This is a genomic window from Halorubrum salinarum, assembly GCF_013267195.1.
Classification (GTDB): domain Archaea; phylum Halobacteriota; class Halobacteria; order Halobacteriales; family Haloferacaceae; genus Halorubrum; species Halorubrum salinarum.
The window spans coordinates 1560258-1577958 of record NZ_CP053941.1; the positions used below are offsets into that span (position 1 = coordinate 1560258).

Genomic DNA, 17701 nt, shown 5'->3' on the forward strand with positions numbered 1-17701 from the left:
ATGGACGCGCTCGACGCCAAGTACCCGTTCTTCGCGAGCGCCCGCGAGGCGGTCGCGTCGGCCGCGGTGTCGCTGCCGGAGCTCGTCGCGACCGACGCCCCGGCGGTCGACCGCGCCCGCGAGCGCGTCGAACGCGCCCTCCTCGAGGGGACCGTCGCCTCCGAGAGCGGCGCGTTCCCCGGCGAGTCCGCGTACGACACCCAGGCGGAGCTGCTCTCGTACCCCATCGCGCGGATCCTCGTCTCGCTGCTCGACTCCGACCCCGCCATCGAGAAGTACGCCGCCGCGGAGGCGGCGACCGCTATGGAGCGGGTCCGCCGCGACTTAGAGACCGACGACGAACTGCGCTCCGTGTCGGCCGCGACGGTCGCGCTCGACGACCTGCTCGCCGAGTTCGACCTCGTCGACGCCGTGCGACCGGACGCGACCGCGCCCGCCGGCGCCCGCGGCGCGGGGGCCGCGACGGGCGGCGGGGCCGGCCGCGACCCCGACAGCTACCGGATCGACGTCGGCCCGTACCTCCGGCTCACCTCCCCCGAGTGGGGCGACTCGTGGCGGCTTGTCAACCGGGCGCTCGCCGACGGCGCGGTGCGGGTCTCCCGAGAGGAGCTGCTCGCGGCGCTGGAGGCCGCCGTCGAGGCGCGGGTCGCCGAGGGGCTCCCTTTCGAACTGGGCGCCGACGAGGAGATCGCCGCGGCGCTGGAGTCGCGCGTCGCCGACCTCCGGCGGCTGCTCTCCGAGCGGACGTACGCCGAGCCGCCGGACGTCGTCGCCCCCGCGCTGTTCCCGCCGTGTATGACGAACCTGATCGAGAAGGCGGAGCGCGACGCCGCGCTCTCCGCGGCCGAGTCGTTCGCGCTGATGGCGTTCCTCGTCGGCATCGGCATGACGCCCGACGAGGTCGTCGCCTTCTGCGCCGACACGAGCCTCGACGCCGAGGGGATCCGCTACCAGACGGAGTTCCTCACCGACGACCGCGGGACCCAGTACCCCCCGCCGACCTGCGAGACGCTCGCGAACTACGGGATCTGCCACAACGAGGACGACCACATGCAGGTCGCGGCCGACCCGCTCTCGTACTACGAGACCCGGGTGGCCGCGGCCGACGAGGTGACCGACTGGCGGGCGGACCGCGAGACGGACGAGACGGAAGCGGCGTGAGCGCGACGAACCGAACGCGACGGCAGAAGTAACGGACCGCGGCGGCTCAGGAGGTCTACGATCCGTCGTTCGCCCGCATCAGGAACGTCCCGACGCCGGCCATCAACAGGACGAACCCGGTCAGGAGCGCGACGAGCGCGATCGCCCCTGTCTCCGGGAGGACCGCCGACCCGCCGAAGGTGACCCCGATGGCGACCAGCCCGACGATGAACACCGCGGCCGCCGCCAGCGAGACCGCGATCTGCCGACGGAACTCCGCATCGATTTCCATGCTCGCGGCTTCCCGTCGCCGCTAAAAAAGGACTTCGATGGGCGCCCCGCCCGCCGCTCACGTCGCGAGGTGCGTGATGTCCCGCCGCAGCGTGTACCCCTGCGGAACGCCGACGGCCCCGAGACAGTCGTCGCACAACACCCGCTCGTAGTCGCGGTTGGTCTCCTTCTCCAGCAGGGAGACGTCAGCGAGCGGGAACACCGACTCGCACCGGTCGCACTCCGCCTTGTCGCCGTCGACGATCTTCATCGCCTCCCCGTTCCCGAGATCGATATATAAAATCGCGGCCGGCGTTATCACTCCGGATAGCGGCTCGTCGCGAAAAAATCGGTGCGTGTCGACGCGGTCGGCGTCGAGGGAGTCGCGCGCCGGCTCAGCCGAAGAGCTCGCCGAGCCCTTCGCCGCCGTCGCCCTCGTCCTCGTCGTCGTCGTCCGCCTCGTCGGCGGCCTCGGCCTCGTCGGCCTCGTCCTCGTCGTCGTCGGCCTCGTCGGCGGCCTCGGCGTCCGCGGAGCCGCCCGCGGCGGCGCCGGCGGCCGGGGCCGCGGCGGCCGTCTCGATGGCCTCCTCGATGTCGACGTCCTCCAGCGCGGCGACGAGCGCCTTGACGCGGGACTCCTCGACGTCGACGCCGGCGGCTTCCAGCACGCCGGTGACGTTGTCTTCGTTGATCTCTTCGCCAGTCTCGTTCAGGATGAGCGCAGCGTAAACGTATTCCATTGGTGTGTACCTCGTGTTATCCGAACATCGCGCCGAGTCCTTCGCCGCCGTCGTCGCCGTCGTCGTCGTCGGCGTCGTCGTCGGCCTCCTCGGCGTCTTCCGTGTTGTCGTCCGCCTGTTCCTCTTCCTCGTCGGCGTCGTCCGTCGCCGGCTCCGCGGCCGGCGCGGCCTCGACGCCCTGGAGCTCCTCGGGGAGCGCCTCCTCGTCGTCGATCTGCGCCGCGAGCGCGCGGAGCTGGGCGTCGGCCTTCCCGATCAGGTCGGGCACGACGTCCGGGCTCTCGATCTCCGCGAACAGGCCGACGGACTTCGCCTCGCCGGACGCCTTCGCGATGAGGGCGCCCGCGGTGGCGGCCGTCGGGTACGCGGCGTTGATCGAGAGGTTGCGCGCGGCGGCCGCGGCGGACCGGATGTCCGCCTCGTACTCGTCGACGTCGAGTTCGAGCTCGTCGGGCTCGAACAGCACGCCCTCGGAGTAGACGGCCTTCAGGTCGAGGCCGACCTCCTTGGGCTCGATGCCGAGCTCGACGAGGACGTTCGCGAGGTCGTCGTCGACGACCTCGCCCTCCTCCAGCACGGTCGAGTCCTCGGTCACCTTGATCGAGCCGTCCATGATGCGGGCGGCCGCGCCCACGGTCTGGAGCTCGCCGACGAACGGCCCCGGGTCGACGCCGGTGTCGCCCTCGGGGATCACGATGTCGTTGGGGGCCACCTCGCCCGCGTTGATCGGGGCGGGGGTCTTCGAGGCTTCGAGCTGCTTGAAGAGGCCGAACGGGTTGTCGTTGGTGCCGACGAGCGCCACCTGGCCGCTGACGTACTCCGTCAGCGCCTCGACGCCGTCGCCGACCTCCTCGAGCGCCCGGTTCGTGAGCGTGTTGCGGCTCATGCGGACGGCGGCCGAGCCGTGGAGCTCCCGGCGCATGGCCTGGAGCTGCCGGCTCGGGATGCCGGACACGCCGACGATCCCGACGGACTGGTAGGAGTCGATGAACTCGACGAGCTCGTCGACCTCCTCCCGCTTCCACTCGGGGATCGTCTCGGTCTTGCGGACCGAGCTCATACGGGCACCTCCTTCGCGGGACCCATCGTGGTCTTCACGTAGATCCCGTCGATGTTGAGCGGGCCCTTCTCGAGGTTCGCTTCGAGTCGCCGGATGATGACGTCGATGTTGTCCGAGATCGCGTCGGCGCCCATGTCCTCGGCGCCGACGCGGGTGTGGAACGTGCGCCGGTCGCGCGACCGGAGCTGCACCGTGTTCTTCATCCGGTTGACGGTCTCGACGATGTCGTCGTCCGGCTGTAGTGGGGTAGGCATCTTCCCGCGCGGACCGAGGACGGTACCGAGGTACCGACCGATGTCCTGCATCAGGTTGGCCTCGGCGACGAAGAAGTCGGTGTCGTCGGCGAGGTCCTTTGCGCGGTCGTCGTCGTCTCCGAGGTCTTCGAGGTCGTCGCTGTCGAGCACTTCGTCAGCGACCTCCTCTGCGCGGACGGCGGTTTCGCCCTCCGCGAAGACGACGATCTGTGTCTCCTGCCCCGTTCCAGCCGGCAGCACGACGGACTCGTCGATACGGTTCGACGGATCGTTGAGGTCGAGGTCTCGCAGGTTGATCGCGATGTCCACGGTCTCGCGGAAGTTCCGCTCGGGCGCATCGTCGAGTGCGAGGGTTACGGCCTCTTGTATTGTGTCTGCCATTTTCACCTCCGTAGTACGCAGGTCGCTCCTACGGGTCAGTGAAACAGGCGAAGCCTGTCTCATCGGAGAGTGGTTCATCGGAGGTTTAAAAGCGTCGAACCGCCGGTCGCCGTGTGAACCGGCGACAGGGCCGCTCCGGGTCGTTCGCGCGCTCGCGTTCGGACCCGGCGCCCGTCGTCGGCCGCCGCGGCCCGAATTCGACGGGCGTCGAAGGCCGAAACGTCGGATAGGGGAACCCTTTTGACGGCGGTCGCCGACCCACGAGGTAATGACGCAGGGTGGTCCGCCGTGACGATGGACGACCGTATCGAGGACCTCCGGGAGCGCCGCGAGCGGGCGGCGAAGGGCGGGGGCGAAGAACGGATCCAGTCGCAACACGACAAGGGGAAGATGACCGCCCGCGAGCGGATCGACTACTTCCTCGACGACGGCACCTTCCACGAGTTCGACCGGTTCCGCACCCACCGCAACCACACGTTCGGGATGGAGGAACAGCAGATCCCGGGCGACGGGGTGGTGACCGGCTACGGCGAGGTGAACGGCCGGAAGACGTTCGTGTTCGCGCACGACTTCACCGTCTTCGGCGGGTCGCTCGGCGAGGTGTTCGCCGAGAAGGTGTGTAAGGTGATGGACAAGGCGATGGACGTGGGCGCGCCGGTTGTCGGCCTCAACGACTCCGCGGGCGCCCGGATCCAGGAGGGGGTCGCCTCGCTCGGCGGCTTCGCGGAGATATTCCGGCGCAACACGGAGGCCTCGGGCGTGATCCCCCAGATCTCGGCGATCATGGGCCCGTGCGCGGGCGGCGCGGTGTACTCCCCCGCCATCACGGACTTCACCTTCATGGTGAAGGACACCTCCCACATGTTCATCACCGGGCCGGACGTCATCGAGACGGTCACCGGCGAGGAGGTGAGCTTCGAGGAGCTCGGCGGCGCGGTCACCCACTCGTCGACCTCCGGCGTCGCGCACTTCGCCGAGGAGAGCGAGGAGGAGGCGCTCGACGACATCGCGCGGCTGCTGTCGTACCTCCCCGCGAACAACGTGGAGGACCCGCCGCGCGTCGAGCCGTGGGACGACCCCGAGCGCGCCGACGAGGAGCTCGCCGAGATCGTCCCCGACGCGCCCCGGAAGCCGTACGACATGAAGGACGTGATCGCGAGCGTCACCGACGAGGGCTCCTTCTTCGAGGTGCACGAGAACTTCGCGAAGAACATCGTCGTCGGCTTCGCCCGCCTCGACGGCCACTCCGTCGGCGTCGTCGCGAACAACCCCCGCGTGAACGCCGGCACGCTCGACATCGAGGCGAGTCAGAAGGGCGCGCGGTTCGTCCGCTTCTGCGACGCGTTCAACATCCCCATCCTCACCTTCGAGGACGTGCCCGGCTTCATGCCCGGCACCGACCAGGAGCACAACGGGATCATCCGCCACGGCGCGAAGCTGCTGTACGCCTTCTCGGAGGCGACCGTCCCCCTGCTCACCGTCATCACCCGGAAGGCGTACGGCGGCGCCTACTGCGTGATGTCGTCGAAGCACATCGGCGGCGACGTCAACTACGCGTGGCCCACCTCGGAGATCGCCGTGATGGGGCCGAAGGGCGCGGTCAACGTCCTCTACCGCGAGGAGCTGGCCGAGGCCGACGACCCCGACGCGCGCAGGCAGGAGCTCATCGACGAGTACCGCGAGGAGTTCGCGAACCCCTACACCGCCGCCGACCGCGGCTTCGTCGACGACGTGATCGAACCGACCGAGACGCGCGCGCGCCTCGTCGAGGACCTCAAGATGCTGAAGGGGAAGAACGCGGACCAGCCCGCCAAGAAGCACGGCAACATCCCGATCTGATGGCGGCCGACGACGACCCGGGCGAGGCGGGGGCGACCGACTCGGCGACCGCCGATCCGGCGGCCGCGCTCGCCGGGCTCTCCATCCCCGACGACGCCCGCGACGACGAGGCGGCCGCCATCGCCGCCGCGGTCGCCGCCCACCTCCGCGACGGCGAACTCGCCGCCGCGGCCGCCGCCGAGGGGACGGAGGACGGCCGCGACGAGGACCGCTGGGCGTTCGCCGGCCGGATCGAGCGGCTCCACCGCCGCCGGGTGCGCGTCCCCGCCGACGCGCCCGCGGACCCGTGGACCGCGGCGGGTCGCAGCGACCGGTTCTGACGCGCCGACGCGCCGCTCCGCTTTTCCCGTTCGTCCGCCCGACCCGTCGCTGGTCGAGTCCGCGACACGTCGAACGGCGCCGCCGGACGCGGCGGCGTCCGACCGCGTACATTCCCCCGACAGCGCGGCGTCGGTCCGTCGCGCCGTCGACCCGGCCCTGACTCAGGGCGCGTTCGCAGATACGTGCGCTGACATATATACCTGTGGTAACGGCTCACGCGGCCAGCGCGACTGCTCGTCGACGGCGTCTTCACCTGCGCTCGCGTGACCCGCGTCGGTTGCGCCCGTCCCCGCTACTCCGGCGTCTCGTCGCCGTCGTCGTCGGCGGTCGGCCCGCCTCGGCCGCCGAGGAGTCGATTGAGGACCACCGGCACGACGGCCACGAAGACGAGGAGCGCGCCGATCCGGACCGGCAGCGAGGCGTCGGTGGCCACGGTGAGTCCGAGGTAGACGGCGGCGCCGACCAGCACCGACGGCAGCACGTACGGGTTTCCCGCGTCGAGCATACCTCACCGTGGCGCCCGCGGTCCCCTTAACCGTCTCGGCACGGACCGACAGAGTTTGGTAGCAGTTGGTGGAAGAACCGACAGGAATGTTCGATAAGGTTCTCGTGGCGAACCGCGGCGAGATCGCGGTCCGGGTGATGCGCGCCTGTGCGGAGCTGGGCGTCGACACCGTCGCCGTCTACAGCGACGCCGACAAGCACGGCGGCCACGTCCGGTATGCGGACGAGGCGTACAACGTCGGGCCCGCCCGCGCGGCCGACTCGTACCTCGACGGCGAGGCCGTCGTCGAGGCGGCGCGCTCGGCCGGCGCGGACGCGATCCACCCCGGGTACGGCTTCCTCGCGGAGAACGCCGACTTCGCGGCCCGCGTCGAGGCCGCCGACGGGATCACCTGGGTCGGGCCGTCGAGCGACGCGATGGAGCGGCTGGGCGAGAAGACGCACGCGCGGCGCGTGATGGACGACGCCGACGTGCCGATCGTCCCCGGGACGACCGAGCCCGTCACCGACGCCGAGGCCGTCACGGCGTTCGGCGACGAGCACGGCTACCCGGTCGCGATCAAGGCCGAGGGCGGCGGCGGCGGCCGCGGGATGAAGGTCGTCGAGAGCGCCGACGAGGCCGCGGAGGCGCTCGAGTCCGCCAAGCGCGAGGGCGAGGCGTACTTCTCGAACGACTCGGTGTACCTCGAACGCTACCTCCAGACCCCCCGCCACGTCGAGGTCCAGGTCGTCGCCGACGACCCGGACGGCTCGGTGAGCGAGAGCGACGTGGTCCACCTCGGCGAGCGCGACTGCTCGCTCCAGCGCCGCCACCAGAAGGTGATCGAGGAGGGCCCCTCCCCCGCGCTCTCCGACGAGCTGCGCGAGAAGATCGGCGAGGCCGCCCGCCGCGGCGTCGCCGCCGCCGACTACACCAACGCCGGAACGGTCGAGTTCCTCGTCGAGGAGGACCCCGACCGCGACCCGTCGGAGCCGCTCGGCCCCGACACGCCGTTCTACTTCCTCGAAGTCAACACCCGGATTCAGGTCGAACACACCGTCACGGAGGAGCTGACGGGGATCGACATCGTGAAAGAACAGCTCCGGGTCGCCAGCGGCGAGGGCCTCTCCGTCTCGCAGGACGACGTGGAGCTCGAAGGCCACGCGATCGAGTTCCGGATCAACGCCGAGAACGCCGCCAACGACTTCCAGCCCGCCAACGAGGGGTCGCTGGAGACGTACGACCCGCCGGGCGGGATCGGCGTCCGCGTCGACGACGCGCTCCGCCAGGGCGACGAGCTGGTCACCGACTACGACTCGATGATCGCGAAGCTGATCGTGTGGGCCGGCGACCGCGAGGAGTGTCTCGCGCGCTCGAAGCGCGCGCTCGCGGAGTACGACCTGGAGGGCGTCGTCACCATCGTCCCCTTCCACCGCCTGATGCTCGACGACGAGCGGTTCGTCGACGGGACGCACACGACGAAGTACCTCGACGAGGAGCTCGACCGCGACCTGGTCGCCGACGCCCAGGAGAAGTGGGGCACCGAGTCGGCGTCCGCGGGCGACGACGAGGAGGTGACCGAGCGCGAGTTCACCGTCGAGGTGAACGGCAAGCGCTTCGAGGTGGAGCTAGAGGAGCGCGGCGCGCCCGCGATCCCCGTGCCCGAGAGCGGGGGCAGCGGAGGCGGGGGGCAGCGCCCGCCGCAGGCCACCGACGACGACGGCGCCGACGACTCGGTCGACGTCGCCGAGGGCGGCGAGGCCATCGAGGCGGAGATGCAGGGGACGATCCTCTCGGTCGACGTCGACGAGGGCGACGAGGTCGCGGCCGGCGACGTGGTCTGCGTCCTCGAAGCGATGAAGATGGAGAACGACGTGGTCGCCGAGCGCGGCGGCACCGTCGCGAGCGTCCGCGTCGGTGAGGGCGACAGCGTCGACATGGGCGACGTGCTGATCGTGCTGGAGTGAGCGGGCTACCGACCCCGGAGCCCCAGTAGCTCTCGCGTCTCCTCGGGCGTCGCCACGGGGCGCCCGACCTCCTCGGCGATCCGCGCCGCGCGCGCCACCAACTGCTCGTTCGTCGCCAGTTCGCCCCGCTCGTAGTAGCGGTTGTCCTCTAACCCCACGCGGACGTGCCCGCCGAGCAGCAGCGACTGGGTCGTCATCGGGAGCTGGTGCGTGCCGAACCCGATCACGTTGAACTCGACGCCCTCCGGGAGCGCCTCGACCCGGTTGATCAGGTTCCGCGGGTGCGGCGGCGACGTGGTCCCGCCGCCGAACAGGAAGTTGAGGTACGGCGGGTCGTCGAGGTCGTCGAGGATCGCCAGCGACTCGTTGAGGTGGCCGTCGTTGAACACCTCCAGTTCGGGTTTGATTCCCCGTTCTCTCATCTCCGCGTGGAGCGACGCCACCAGCCCGCGGGTGTTCTCCGAGGTGAGCCGCTCGTAGCGGTTGAGCGGCCCCATGTCGAGCGACGCCATCTCGGGGGCCGGATCGGTCCGGAGCGGTTCGTGTCGGAGGGCGTCCGGCGCCGCCGTCCCGCCGGTGGAGTGCTGGAGGACGGCGTCGTCGGTGGCCTCGCGGACCGCGTCCGCGACTTCCTGAAACCGCTCCGTCGAGAAGGCGCGCTCCCCGTTGTCGCGGCGCGCGTGGAGGTGGAGGACGCTCGCGCCCGCCTCCTCGCAGGCCGCCGCGGCCGCCGCTATCTCCTCGGGGGTCTCCGGGAGGTCCGGGTGCGCCTCCTTCCCGTGGACGCCGCCGGTAAGCGCCGCGGTGATGACCGCCGGCTTCCCGTCGAGGTAGTCGTCGTAGGTCATCGGTCGCCGTCGGCGTCTGTGCCGTCGGTCGTCTCCGCGTCCGGGTCGAAGTAGAACTCGCAGTCCGTCGCGGGGTCGAGGTCGTACCGCGCGTTACAGACGTCCGCGCGCATCGGCTGGACGAACGACTCGGTCACGGCGCAGAACGCGCGGGCGGTCTCGAACGACTTCCCGTCGCCCTCCTCGCGATATGTCAGGTGCTGGCACGTCTCGTCCATGGCGTACGGAGGCGGGGAGGCGGCTTGAAACCCCGCGTCGGGGCGACCGCTCCGACTCGTTCCGATCCGGTCCGTTCCGATCCGATTCGATCCGGTCCGATCTGACCGACGCTGTTTAACCGACCGCCCGAGAACGGGTGGCCATGGAGCCGGTCGACGACTGGCGGTCGGCGATCGACGAGGCCGGGGAGCTGACCGGCCCGATCGCGGCGGCGATCGTCGAGGCCCACGGCGACCGGGGACAGCGCGCCATCGAGGCGGTCGGCGAGGGGCGCGTGAAGCGCTACCGCGACTTCACCGTCGTCGTGGGCCACGAGGACGAGTACGTCGTCGAGGACGGGGAGTGCAACTGCGCGGACGCGACGTACAACCTCGACGCCGACGACCCCGACCAGCGCTGCTGGCACGCCATCGCGGTCGACGTCGCGGACGCGCTCGACGCCGTCGACCACCACGACATGTGGTACTCCGAGGTCCGCGAGTTCCTGTGAGGCCGCCGGGATCCGCGTCCCGCCGCGCTCCGCGCTCTCTCCCCGTCTCGAAGCAGCCGCCGCTCGCCCGCGTGAATCGGCCGTTTTCGCGAATTTCGGTCTGAGAGTCGAAAACGTTTACAACGGCGGCCGGTCTCCCCTACGGTATGGCGGACTGTCCACTCGCCGACGACTGCCCCAGCTTCGACGAACGGATCCAGGGGATGGGGTGTCAACACTACGGCAACAAAGGCGGCGCGGAGTGGTGTAACCACTACGACATGCCGATCTACGAGCTGAAACAGCAGCCGGTCCAGCCCGGCGAGGCGGTCGTCGTCGAGGTCGACGACATCCACGAGAGCGGCGCCGGCGTCGGCCGCACCGACGACGGGTTCATCGTCCTCGTCGACGGGCTGCTCCCCCCGGCGCGCGCCGAGGTCAAGATCCACCGCGTGAAGTCGAGCCACGCGACGGCCCAGGAAGTGATCGAGCGCCTCCCGGACGACCCGGACGAGGAGTCCGACGGCGAGGCCGCGGACGGCGACGAGGGGGACGACGAGGACGCGGACGACGAGCGCAGCCGCCGCGACCGCCCGGACCGCGAACGGCTCGGCAGCCGCGAGAACTTCTGGGGCAAGTGACGGCGTCCCGGGGGAGCCCCGCCCCACGGACAGTCCGGACGCCGTCGATTTTCCGCGCGACACCCGCCCGTCTCCGCCCGCCCGCGAATCCGCCGTTTTTTGACGGCCCGGCCCGTCGGTGACCACATGGTGGCAGACGAGGGTCGGCCGGACCCGGCCGACGTCGACGCCGACTCGATCCTGGAGCGAGCCGGCTTCGACGCCGACGAGAGCGTGCTCACGCGTCGGCAGGCGGAGGTGCTGGCGCTCCGCGAGCGCGGGCTCCGGCAGTCGGACATCGCGGACCGGCTCGGGACCTCGCGCGCGAACGTCTCCAGCGTCGAGGCGAGCGCCCGCGACAACGTCGAGCGCGCCCGCGAGACGGTCGCGTTCGCGGAGGCGCTGTCGGCGCCGGTCCGGGTCGAGATCGACGCCGGGACCGACCTCTACGACGCGCCCAAGCGCGTGTACGACGCCTGCGACGAGGCGGGCGTGAAGGTGAACCAGACCGCGCCCGAACTGATGAAGGCGATCGGCGACCGCGCGGGCGACGCGGTCCGCGGCCGCGAGGTCCGCCACCGGATCTTCGTGACCGTCGCCGCCGACGGACGAATCCGCGTTCGCCGGCCGTAGCCCCGCGGATTTCGCCCGCCGTCCCCGTTACTCCCCGTCGATCCGCTCCGCGACGCCGACCAGCGTCGCGCCCGCGGTGACGGTCGCCTCCCGCGCGACCGAGTACGCGATCCCGTCGCGGTCGACGCGCGCGACCTGGAGCGTCTCGAACGTCGTCGGGTCGAACACCTCGCCGACGCGCTCGCCCGCCGCGACGCGGTCGCCGACGGCGAGGTCGGGATCGGGGACGAACAGTCCGGAGTCGCCGGCGATCACGCGGCCGAGGTGGTTGCGCGCCACGACGCCGTCCCACGGCTCCGGGTCGCCGTCGAGCAGCCCCTCGCGTCGGAGGGCGCCGAGCATCCCGCTCACGCCGGTCTCGACGGCCTCGGGAACGATCTCCTTGCTGTGGGCGAGCTCGGGCGTGATCGTCGGGATCCCCTCGCGCGTGGCCGCGACGCGGAGCTTCCCGGCGAAGCCGCGCTCGTCCCACTCGGTGTCCGCGTCGTCGCCCGCGGCCTCCGCGAGCAGGAGGTCGGTGCCGAACGCCTCCGCGAGCCCGCGGCAGTCGTCGTCGCCGCGCATGTACACCGCGTGCGTCGCCATCGACGGCGACCCGGTGTGGAGGTCGACGATCGCGTCCGCCTGGCTCGCGAACGCCCAGAGCCGGGCCGCCATGCGCTCGTGGAGCGACCCCTCGGGGTCGCCGGGCCAACAGCGGTTCATGTTCGGCTGCCGCGAGTCGAGCGTCTCCGGCGTCGTGTACGAGACGCGGTCGAAGGTGAGCGGGTCGGCGACGGGCACCGTCACGAGCGTCCCGTCGAGGTCGGCGGCGCTCGGTCCGTCGGTGGCTCCAACGAGCCGGTCGTGAAGGCGGCGGAGGACCGCCGTCCCGTTCACCTCGCGGCCGTGCTGGGCCGCCTGCGCGTACACGACCGGCGCGTCGTCGGGCGCGTCGAGGACGGGGCCGTCGTCGCCGTCCACGAGCCGCCCGTCGCCGTACGCGTGGACGGTCGTCCGGATCGGTACGCCAGAGGGGAGCCGCGCGAGGGTGAGGGTACGACTGGTGTGCACGGTCCGGATCGGGGCGGCGCGGAGTTATACATCCGGGGTGCGAGCGCGACGCGGTCGCCCCGGCCGCCGGTCGCGACGGTCTCGACCGCGGACGCTAAGGCCGTGGCCCGCGCATCCCGTCCCATGCGGGTCACCCTCCTCGGGACGGGCGACACGACGGGGACGCCGACCGTCGGCTGCGACTGCGACACCTGCGAGGCGGCCCGCGAGCGCGGGGTGTCGCGGTCGCGTTTCTCCGTCCACGTCGCCAACGAGCGCACCGGCGAGTCGCTGCTCGTCGACTTCAGTCCCGACTTCAGACAGCAGTTCCTCGCGGCCGACGTCCCCCTCCCGGACGCCGGGCTCGTGACGCACATCCACTTCGACCACCTCGACGGGCTGGGGAACGTCTACCGGCTCGTCGACGGGCTCCCGGTCCACGCCCCCGCGGAGACCGACCCCGCGACCGACCGGAGCGTCGCCGAGACGATCCGCGACAAGTACGACTACCTCGAAGACCGGATCGGCGTCCACGCCCGCGACCCCTTCGAGCCGTTCGAGACCTGCGGCTTCGAGGTGCGGTTCGTCCCCGTCGACCACCCGCCGCTCGTCTGTTACGGGGTCGTGATCGAGGACCCCGAGACGGGCGCGACGCTCTCGCTCACCGGCGACACCAGCTACGACGTGCCCGAGCGCTCCCGCGACGCGCTCGCCGGCGCGGACCTCCTGCTCGCCGACGCCATCGTCCCCGCGTCGCTGTGCGAACACCACCCGATCGGCGGGCGCCACGAGGGGCCCGACGGCGTCCCGCGGACCTTCGGCACGAAGCACATGACCAGGGAGGGGGCGCTCGCGCTCGCCGACGAGCTCGACGCCGACCGCACCCGCCTGGTCCACCTCGCGCACTACTACCCGGCCGACGAGGCGTTCGCGGAGCCGCTGGCGGTCGACGGCGAAGTGTACGACCTGTGAGTCACGGCGCGCGGCGGGCTGTACCCTTTTGTCTCGCTAGCGCCTATCGCGCGTAGATGGCAGCGACGGACCGTCTCCGGACCGCGCTCGACCGCGCAGAGCCGCCGCCGCGCGCGGTCGACTGGTCGCTGTTCGCGTTCGTCGTCGCCGAGGCCCTCACCGGACTGGTCTCGTTCACCGTCGGCGTCCCCGAGGGGTGGCCGCTGTTCTGGCTCCACCGCGCGCTCGGCGCCGGCATCGTCGCGCTGCTCGCGTGGAAGCTCGCGCGCGTCCGCCGCCGGCTCACCGACCCGACCCTCTGGCGGCGGTCGACCGCGCTGTCCGTCCTGACGCTCGTCGCCGCCGTCGGCGCCGTCGGGACCGGGGTCGCGTGGGTGTTCGGGCTCGACGTGCGGCTCTCGTACTGGACGCTCCTCTCGGTCCACGTCGGGTTCGGCCTCGCGCTGGTCCCGCTCGTGGCCGCCCATGCGGCCACCCGGTTCCGGCTCCCGCGCCGCGTCGACTTCGAGCGCCGGCGCACCGCCGTCACCTACTTCGCGCTGCTGGCCGCGGGCGGCGCGACCTACCGGATCCAGCAGGGGGTCAACGACGCGCTCGACACCGCCGGCGCCGACCGCCGGTTCACCGGCTCGCAGCCGCGCGAGGGCGCGGGCAACGGCGCCTTCCCGATCACCTCGTGGGTCGCCGACGACCCGGACCCGATCGACCGCGACGACTACCGGCTGACCGTCGCGGGCCTCGTCGGCGACCCCGTCGAGCTGACGGCCGACGAGCTGGCGGCGGGTCACGAGACGGAGGCGCTGCTCGACTGTACGAGCGGCTGGTACACGGTCCAGGAGTGGGGCGGGGTCCGCGTCGGCGACCTGCTGGAGGCGGCGGGAGAAATCGACGACGACGCCGCGTACGTCCGGTTCACGTCCGTGACGGGCTACCGCTGGAGCCTCCCGATCGAGGAGGCCGCGGACGCCCTGCTCGCGACGCACGTCGGCGGCGAGCGCCTCTCGCACGGCCACGGCGCGCCGGCGCGGCTGGTCGCGCCCGACCGACGCGGGTTCCAGTGGGTGAAGTGGGTGACGCGCGTCGAGGTCCACGCGGAGTACGACCTCGGGCAGTGGGTCGTGACGCTGGTGAGCGGGTTCGACTGACTGCCGGCTGCGTTCACGACCTCAGAGCGCCCGGTTACTCGTACTTGCTCCCGACGACCTCGCGGATGCGCTCCGCGGTCACCTGCCCGACGCCGTCGACCTCCAGGAGGTCTTCCTCGCGCGCGGTCATCACGGCTTCGACGGTGCCGAAGTGCTCCAGGAGCGACCGGGCGGTGACGGGGCCGATGTCGGCGATGGAGGAGACGACGTACTCCTGCTGTTCGGCGCGGGTCTTCGTCGTCTTCTCGCCGTGGACGCTCACCTCGCGGTCGCGCGTCTCCTGCTCGCGTCTGGCGATGGTGGCGAGCAGCTCGGTGGTGTCCGCCTCGTCTTCGGTGCGGAGCACGCTCACGTCGAAGTCGACCGCGAGCGACGCGAGCGCGCCGCGGATCGCGTTGGGGTCGATGTCGCGCTGCCCGTAGAGGTTCGTCCCCTCGACGACCATCACGGGCCGGGCGTACGCCCGCGAGAGCTCGCCCACCTGCTCGAACATCGAGCGGTCGGCGTCGAGCATGGAGTCGACGAAGTCGGCCGCGGACTTGCGCTCGACGGCGACCCGGTCGGAGAGGACGTAGTCGCCGACCGCGAGCGTCTCCAATCGGGTGACGAGCCCGTCGCGCGTCGAGAGGTCCTTCGCGATGGAGGAGTCGAGCTCCCGCTGGTCGACGACGACCTCGACGCCGTCCTCTACCCCGGCGGTCGCGACGACGCCGTCGTCGTCCGCATCGTCGGCCGCGGCCGCGTCGTCCCCGCTCTCTTCGCTCTCCTCGCCCTCTCCGTCGTCTCCGCCCTCTCCGTCGTCTCCTTCCCCTCGCGCGTCGGCCGCGAAGTCGGTGAGGCCGGCGTCGCCGCCGTCGTCCGCGTCGGTCTCCTCGTTCGCGCCGCCGGCGTCCCCGGTCGCCTCCGCGTCCCCGCCGGACTCGTCGGCGAACGCGTCGAGGCCGGCCTGTCCGTCGTCGCCGACGGAGTCCTCGATGTCGTCGGTCGCCGCTTTCAGCTCCGCGAGCTGGCTCGCCATCTCCTTCTCGCGGCGGCGCGAGATCCAGAAGAACGCCTCGTCGCGGGTGTCCTCGGCCATCAAGACGACGACCTTCCCCTCGGCCTGCCGGCCGGTCCGCCCCTTCCGCTGGATCGACCGGATCGCGGTCGGGACGGGCTCGTAGAAGCAGACGAGGTCGACCTCGGGCACGTCGAGCCCCTCCTCCGCGACGCTCGTGGAGACGAGCACCTCGAACTCGCCGGCCTTGAACTCGTCGAGCGTCTCCTGCTGCTCCGTCTGGGTCATCCCGTCGGAGCCGTCCTTGTCGCCCTGTCCGACGAACTTCCGCACGTCGAAGCTCGCGGAGAGGAACTCCACGAGCGCCTCCGCGGTGTCGCGCGACTCGGTGAACAGGATGGCGCGCTCGCCGCCGTCGATCCCGAGCGTCTCGGCGAGCAGGATCCGGGCCTTCGAGAACTTCGGGTGGAGCCCGTCGAACGACTCCGCCTTCCGCATCGCCTCGCGCACTTTCGGGTCCGCGACCATCCGCTGGCTCGCCTTCGAGGCGCCCGAGGAGCGCGCGGCCTCGCGCTGGCGCTCGAAGTAGCGCCGGACGGACTCGACCGACTGCGTCTCGACCAGCTCGGTCGCGCGCCGGAGCTTCATCACCTCGGCGTGGGTACTCATCCCCTTGTACCCGTCCGACCGGTCGTTGTCCATCATCTGCTTGAGCTGCCCCCGCATCTTGTTGAGGTCCTTCTGCGAGAGGTCGGGGTTCGTCGTGTTCGTCACGCCCAGTTGCTTCAGCTTCTCTAACCGGTCCGTGATCACCTCGTTGAGCGCGTCGCGGATCGCGAGCACCTCGTCCGGGAGGGTGACCTGCTCCCACTGGACGTCGGTGTCGTGGGTGTACTCGTCGACGTCGGCGTCCTCCTCGGTCATCACCTCGACGTTGACGAGCCCGAGGTTCTCACAGACCGTCTCGATCTCCTCGGTGTCGCCGCCCGGGGACGCGGACATGCCGGTGACGAGCGGGTCGGCCGCGTCGGCGTGGTACCGCTCCGCGATGTAGACGTACGCGTAGTCGCCGGTCGCGCGGTGGCACTCGTCGAAGGTGAGGTGCGTCACGTCCGCGAGCGAGATCCGGTTGCCGACGAGGTCGTTCTCGACGACCTGCGGGGTCGCGATCACGATCCGCGCGTCGTCCCACAGCGCGGCGCGGTCGTCGGGCTTCACGTCGCCGGTGAACACGACGATCTCGTCGTCCGGTACCCGTAGCGCCTCGCGGTAGAAGTCGGCGTGCTGCTGGACGAGCGGCTTGGTCGGGGCCAAGAAGAGCGCCTTCCCGCCCGCCTCGCTGAGCCGCTCGGCGGTGACGAGCAGGCTGACCGTCGTCTTGCCGAGGCCGGTCGGGAGACAGACCAGCGTGTGTTCGTCGGCGGCGGCGTCCGCCAGCTGGAGCTGGTAGCGGCGTCGCTGTAAGAACCCGTCGACGAGCAGATCCCTGTCGATCCCGGCGGCCTCGGTCGCCATCGGCGGTGCTTCGCCGCCGTCGGCCTAAAGCCTTCGCGAAGCGGGGTGAAAGTTATCCGTCGGCGGAGCGCTCCTCGCGGAGCTCTTCCGGCACGTCCTCGTCGACCAGCTGCGCCCACTCCGCGAGCCGGTCGCCGGATCGGGTTTGCGCACTCATCACGCGACGGATCTCCGTGATACGTCTTAACAGTTACCCCGATTTTGCATGATTTAGCACGGGCCCGGACGGGTCACGACGGCTAGCCGGCCGCAACGCGCGCCGCCACCGGTCGGTGGAGCCCGCCCGCCGCTCGGACCGACTCGCACGCCTTTTACCGCTCACGCGCCTCCGACCGCCATGAGCAACCTCGACGAGTTCCTCGCGGGCGAGCGGCTCGACGACGTGGTCTTCTACCTGAGCGACGAGTACCTCGACGACGACTCCCGGCTGCGCGAGGTCGGGACCGAGACGGCGGGCGGCGTCCGGCTGATCCTCGACGGCGAGACCGGCCGGTCCGCGTTCCAGGCCGGCACGGGCATGGGCGCGATGGAGTTCGCGAAGACGGCGATGGGCGCCGACGGCGAGATCGCGCGCTCGCTCGACGACGGGGCGTGCCCGTTCGCGGACGACGGTGACGCCGACGACCACGCGATCCGGTTCGTCTTCGCGTTCGCGGAGGCGCAAAACGAGGAGGTCGGCGGCCTCTACGCCGAGGGGGACGTGGTCCACGCGTACGCCCACTGTACGTGCGGCGAGAGCTACTCGCACAAGTGGGTGATCGGCGACCGCGACGACTGAAATCTGGACGAGCGCCC

The 17701-nt window shown here is 71.3% G+C and carries 20 protein-coding genes; 10 read left to right on the top strand and 10 right to left on the bottom strand.

Features of this window, described 5'->3' with window-relative positions; genetic code table 11:
* On the top strand, nucleotides 1-1161 hold the full coding sequence (locus HPS36_RS07810; protein WP_173229630.1) for a DNA primase: 1161 nt from the start codon (nucleotides 1-3) through the stop codon (nucleotides 1159-1161).
* Nucleotides 1162-1216: 55 nt separating this feature from the next.
* Here HPS36_RS07810 and HPS36_RS07815 read toward each other — a convergent pair whose 3' ends face one another.
* The 5 genes from HPS36_RS07815 to HPS36_RS07835 form a co-directional block, all read right to left on the bottom strand.
* Nucleotides 1217-1432 (bottom strand): DUF7472 family protein, encoded by a 216-nt coding sequence (locus HPS36_RS07815; RefSeq protein ID WP_137717473.1) that lies wholly within the window; start codon nucleotides 1430-1432, stop codon nucleotides 1217-1219.
* A 57-nt stretch (nucleotides 1433-1489) separates the two neighbouring features.
* Nucleotides 1490-1681 (bottom strand): hypothetical protein, encoded by a 192-nt coding sequence (locus tag HPS36_RS07820; protein WP_137717474.1) that lies wholly within the window; start codon nucleotides 1679-1681, stop codon nucleotides 1490-1492.
* A gap of 124 nt (nucleotides 1682-1805) precedes the next feature.
* Nucleotides 1806-2150 (bottom strand): 50S ribosomal protein P1, encoded by a 345-nt coding sequence (gene rpl12p / locus HPS36_RS07825; RefSeq protein ID WP_137717475.1) that lies wholly within the window; start codon nucleotides 2148-2150, stop codon nucleotides 1806-1808.
* A gap of 16 nt (nucleotides 2151-2166) precedes the next feature.
* Nucleotides 2167-3210: a 50S ribosomal protein L10 gene (locus HPS36_RS07830; RefSeq protein ID WP_121563137.1), complete on the bottom strand. Its 1044-nt coding sequence runs from the start codon at nucleotides 3208-3210 to the stop codon at nucleotides 2167-2169.
* Nucleotides 3207-3845 carry a 50S ribosomal protein L1 gene (locus HPS36_RS07835; RefSeq protein WP_137717477.1) on the bottom strand — a complete coding sequence of 213 codons (639 nt, stop codon included), beginning with the start codon at nucleotides 3843-3845 and terminating at the stop codon, nucleotides 3207-3209. The genes HPS36_RS07830 and HPS36_RS07835 overlap by 4 nt, the downstream gene beginning before the upstream one ends.
* A 294-nt stretch (nucleotides 3846-4139) precedes the next feature.
* On the opposite strand from HPS36_RS07835, the gene HPS36_RS07840 reads away from it, so the two are divergent.
* Together HPS36_RS07840 and HPS36_RS07845 are read left to right on the top strand one after the other, a co-directional pair.
* Complete coding sequence (locus tag HPS36_RS07840; protein ID WP_173229632.1) at nucleotides 4140-5684, top strand: acyl-CoA carboxylase subunit beta; 1545 nt, start codon at nucleotides 4140-4142, stop codon at nucleotides 5682-5684.
* Nucleotides 5684-6004 carry a hypothetical protein gene (locus tag HPS36_RS07845; protein WP_173229634.1) on the top strand — a complete coding sequence of 107 codons (321 nt, stop codon included), beginning with the start codon at nucleotides 5684-5686 and terminating at the stop codon, nucleotides 6002-6004. The genes HPS36_RS07840 and HPS36_RS07845 overlap by 1 nt, the downstream gene beginning before the upstream one ends.
* 293 nt (nucleotides 6005-6297) lie before the next feature.
* On the opposite strand, the gene HPS36_RS07850 is transcribed toward HPS36_RS07845, so the two are convergent.
* Complete coding sequence (locus tag HPS36_RS07850) at nucleotides 6298-6510, bottom strand: hypothetical protein (protein WP_173229636.1); 213 nt, start codon at nucleotides 6508-6510, stop codon at nucleotides 6298-6300.
* An 86-nt stretch (nucleotides 6511-6596) separates the two neighbouring features.
* Between HPS36_RS07850 and HPS36_RS07855 the strand changes: the two genes are divergently transcribed.
* Entirely contained in the window at nucleotides 6597-8456 is a 1860-nt protein-coding gene (locus HPS36_RS07855) for an acetyl-CoA carboxylase biotin carboxylase subunit (RefSeq protein ID WP_173229638.1), read from the top strand.
* Between the two features lie 5 nt (nucleotides 8457-8461).
* On the opposite strand, the gene HPS36_RS07860 is transcribed toward HPS36_RS07855, so the two are convergent.
* Entirely contained in the window at nucleotides 8462-9304 is an 843-nt protein-coding gene (locus HPS36_RS07860; RefSeq protein ID WP_173229640.1) for a BKACE family enzyme, read from the bottom strand.
* Nucleotides 9301-9522 (bottom strand): hypothetical protein, encoded by a 222-nt coding sequence (locus HPS36_RS07865; RefSeq protein ID WP_173229642.1) that lies wholly within the window; start codon nucleotides 9520-9522, stop codon nucleotides 9301-9303. The genes HPS36_RS07860 and HPS36_RS07865 overlap by 4 nt, the downstream gene beginning before the upstream one ends.
* 143 nt (nucleotides 9523-9665) lie before the next feature.
* Here HPS36_RS07865 and HPS36_RS07870 point away from each other — a divergent pair, with 143 nt between their 5' ends.
* The 3 genes from HPS36_RS07870 to HPS36_RS07880 all read left to right on the top strand — a co-directional run bounded on the left by HPS36_RS07870 (nucleotide 9666) and on the right by HPS36_RS07880 (nucleotide 11245).
* Nucleotides 9666-10013, top strand: a complete 348-nt coding sequence (locus HPS36_RS07870) for a hypothetical protein (RefSeq protein WP_017343734.1) — start codon at nucleotides 9666-9668, stop codon at nucleotides 10011-10013.
* 146 nt (nucleotides 10014-10159) lie between these two features.
* Nucleotides 10160-10633, top strand: coding sequence for a TRAM domain-containing protein (locus HPS36_RS07875; protein WP_121563128.1), 474 nt, complete (start codon nucleotides 10160-10162; stop codon nucleotides 10631-10633).
* Nucleotides 10634-10759: 126 nt separating this feature from the next.
* Entirely contained in the window at nucleotides 10760-11245 is a 486-nt protein-coding gene (locus HPS36_RS07880; RefSeq protein WP_137716868.1) for a Tfx family DNA-binding protein, read from the top strand.
* A 27-nt stretch (nucleotides 11246-11272) separates the two neighbouring features.
* Here HPS36_RS07880 and HPS36_RS07885 read toward each other — a convergent pair whose 3' ends face one another.
* Complete coding sequence (locus HPS36_RS07885; protein ID WP_173229643.1) at nucleotides 11273-12298, bottom strand: succinylglutamate desuccinylase/aspartoacylase family protein; 1026 nt, start codon at nucleotides 12296-12298, stop codon at nucleotides 11273-11275.
* A 123-nt stretch (nucleotides 12299-12421) separates the two neighbouring features.
* Here HPS36_RS07885 and HPS36_RS07890 point away from each other — a divergent pair, with 123 nt between their 5' ends.
* Complete coding sequence (locus tag HPS36_RS07890; protein WP_173229645.1) at nucleotides 12422-13249, top strand: MBL fold metallo-hydrolase; 828 nt, start codon at nucleotides 12422-12424, stop codon at nucleotides 13247-13249.
* 56 nt (nucleotides 13250-13305) lie between these two features.
* A complete protein-coding gene (locus HPS36_RS07895) occupies nucleotides 13306-14394 on the top strand; it encodes a molybdopterin-dependent oxidoreductase (protein WP_173229647.1) in 1089 nt (362 codons plus the stop codon).
* 34 nt (nucleotides 14395-14428) lie between these two features.
* Here the strand turns inward: HPS36_RS07895 and HPS36_RS07900 are convergent, their stop codons facing one another.
* Complete coding sequence (locus tag HPS36_RS07900) at nucleotides 14429-16906, bottom strand: DEAD/DEAH box helicase (protein WP_173229649.1); 2478 nt, start codon at nucleotides 16904-16906, stop codon at nucleotides 14429-14431.
* Nucleotides 16907-17243: 337 nt separating this feature from the next.
* On the opposite strand from HPS36_RS07900, the gene HPS36_RS07905 reads away from it, so the two are divergent.
* Entirely contained in the window at nucleotides 17244-17684 is a 441-nt protein-coding gene (locus tag HPS36_RS07905; RefSeq protein WP_173229651.1) for a DUF5807 family protein, read from the top strand.
* Nucleotides 17685-17701: the final 17 nt, after the last annotated feature.

Bases quoted from the DNA above. Each gene is read 5' to 3' on its own strand.
- HPS36_RS07905 (WP_173229651.1), top strand. From the start codon at position 17,244: ATGAGCAACCTCGACGAGTTCCTCGCGGGCGAGCGGCTCGACGACGTG.
- HPS36_RS07830 (WP_121563137.1), bottom strand. From the start codon at position 3,210: ATGAGCTCGGTCCGCAAGACCGAGACGATCCCCGAGTGGAAGCGGGAG.
- HPS36_RS07880 (WP_137716868.1), top strand. From the start codon at position 10,760: ATGGTGGCAGACGAGGGTCGGCCGGACCCGGCCGACGTCGACGCCGAC.
- HPS36_RS07810 (WP_173229630.1), top strand. From the start codon at position 1: ATGGACGCGCTCGACGCCAAGTACCCGTTCTTCGCGAGCGCCCGCGAG.
- HPS36_RS07850 (WP_173229636.1), bottom strand. From the start codon at position 6,510: ATGCTCGACGCGGGAAACCCGTACGTGCTGCCGTCGGTGCTGGTCGGC.
- HPS36_RS07845 (WP_173229634.1), top strand. From the start codon at position 5,684: ATGGCGGCCGACGACGACCCGGGCGAGGCGGGGGCGACCGACTCGGCG.
- HPS36_RS07865 (WP_173229642.1), bottom strand. From the start codon at position 9,522: ATGGACGAGACGTGCCAGCACCTGACATATCGCGAGGAGGGCGACGGG.
- HPS36_RS07820 (WP_137717474.1), bottom strand. From the start codon at position 1,681: ATGAAGATCGTCGACGGCGACAAGGCGGAGTGCGACCGGTGCGAGTCG.
- HPS36_RS07840 (WP_173229632.1), top strand. From the start codon at position 4,140: ATGGACGACCGTATCGAGGACCTCCGGGAGCGCCGCGAGCGGGCGGCG.
- HPS36_RS07870 (WP_017343734.1), top strand. From the start codon at position 9,666: ATGGAGCCGGTCGACGACTGGCGGTCGGCGATCGACGAGGCCGGGGAG.
- HPS36_RS07875 (WP_121563128.1), top strand. From the start codon at position 10,160: ATGGCGGACTGTCCACTCGCCGACGACTGCCCCAGCTTCGACGAACGG.
- HPS36_RS07855 (WP_173229638.1), top strand. From the start codon at position 6,597: ATGTTCGATAAGGTTCTCGTGGCGAACCGCGGCGAGATCGCGGTCCGG.
- HPS36_RS07900 (WP_173229649.1), bottom strand. From the start codon at position 16,906: ATGGCGACCGAGGCCGCCGGGATCGACAGGGATCTGCTCGTCGACGGG.
- HPS36_RS07835 (WP_137717477.1), bottom strand. From the start codon at position 3,845: ATGGCAGACACAATACAAGAGGCCGTAACCCTCGCACTCGACGATGCG.
- HPS36_RS07860 (WP_173229640.1), bottom strand. From the start codon at position 9,304: ATGACCTACGACGACTACCTCGACGGGAAGCCGGCGGTCATCACCGCG.
- HPS36_RS07815 (WP_137717473.1), bottom strand. From the start codon at position 1,432: ATGGAAATCGATGCGGAGTTCCGTCGGCAGATCGCGGTCTCGCTGGCG.
- HPS36_RS07895 (WP_173229647.1), top strand. From the start codon at position 13,306: ATGGCAGCGACGGACCGTCTCCGGACCGCGCTCGACCGCGCAGAGCCG.
- HPS36_RS07890 (WP_173229645.1), top strand. From the start codon at position 12,422: ATGCGGGTCACCCTCCTCGGGACGGGCGACACGACGGGGACGCCGACC.
- rpl12p (WP_137717475.1), bottom strand. From the start codon at position 2,150: ATGGAATACGTTTACGCTGCGCTCATCCTGAACGAGACTGGCGAAGAG.